Raw genomic sequence first — 1064 nt, forward strand, 5'->3', positions numbered from 1 at the left:
ACCTCGGTGGGCCGCTCCGCCAGGCCCGTCACACGGGACGGGCCCTTGGCGACGCGCGGCCGCAGCACCGCCAGGGGGGCGCCCAGGCGCGCGGAGTGGTCCGGCAGCGTCGGCGTGCCGGTGGGCAGGGCCTCGGGGCGGACCGGCTCGACGGTGACCGGGGCCGAGAGCGAGTTCGCGATGAAGCACAGCCGGTGCGCCTCGGCGTGGAGGGCCTCGGCCCGCTCCCGGTCGGCCTCGTCCTGCAGCGTGACCTCGGGCCGCAGCGTGATCGCGATGAACCGCCCGGCGCCGTCGCCGTCCACCTCGAGCTCGCCCTCGACCCCGCACGTCATCCCCGTGACCACGACCCCGGAGGTCGCCGCGACATGGAGGTACGAGAGCACGTGGCACTCGGCGAGCGCGCCGAGCAGGAGGGTCTCCGGGTTCCACTTCGAGTCGTCGCCGCGGAAGGGGCGGGCGGCCGAGGCCTGGATCTCGCCGACGGCGGCGTCCTGGATCACCACGGAGCGGTCGTAGTCGCGGACGCCGGAGGTGCCCGAGCCGCGGTCGCCCGTCCACTCGGTGCGCAGGGAGAAGGTGTGCTTCATGGGTTCCAGCCTAGCCAGCCCGCGCCTCGACGGCGGCGGGGGCGGTGCTGGAGGGCATCTTCCGTGGAATGCCCACCAGCCCCCGCCCGGTTCAGGCCCCGGCGTGGACCTGATGCACGTGCGCCGTCGCGTGCTCGCGCGCGGCCAGGGCGCGGATCGTCTCGTCCCGGCCCTCGGCGAGGACGCGGGACAGCCCCGCGCGGGTGTCGGCCAGCCGCTCGGACAGGGCGGTGGCGCGGTCGGCGATCTCCGGGGTGACCTGGGCGGTCGGGTAGCCCAGCGTCGCGGCGGTCTCGGCCATCTCGTGAGAACGGGAGTCCCACATCGCCTCGACGCCCTCGAAGTAGGCGTCCGCGAAGGGCGCGATCAGCGCGGCGTCATGGACCCGGGCGAACCCGATCAGGGCCTGGCGCTGCTCCGTGTTGGACAGTTCGCCGGCCATCACCCGGTCCCAGACCGCGCGCTTCGCCTCGG

At 75.2% G+C, this 1064-nt stretch carries 1 protein-coding gene and 1 pseudogene; both read right to left on the reverse strand.

What is annotated here, in order from left to right; translation table 11 throughout:
- Positions 1-590, reverse strand: a 590-nt coding sequence (locus HMPREF3105_RS00370; RefSeq protein WP_210401403.1) for an OsmC family protein, incomplete at its 3' end; no start/stop codon positions are given.
- A gap of 91 nt (positions 591-681) precedes the next feature.
- Positions 682-1064: pseudogene (locus HMPREF3105_RS00375) on the reverse strand (aminopeptidase N); the annotation flags it as partial.

The organism is Micrococcus sp. HMSC31B01 (assembly GCF_001816085.1).
GTDB classification, from domain to species: domain Bacteria; phylum Actinomycetota; class Actinomycetes; order Actinomycetales; family Micrococcaceae; genus Micrococcus; species Micrococcus luteus.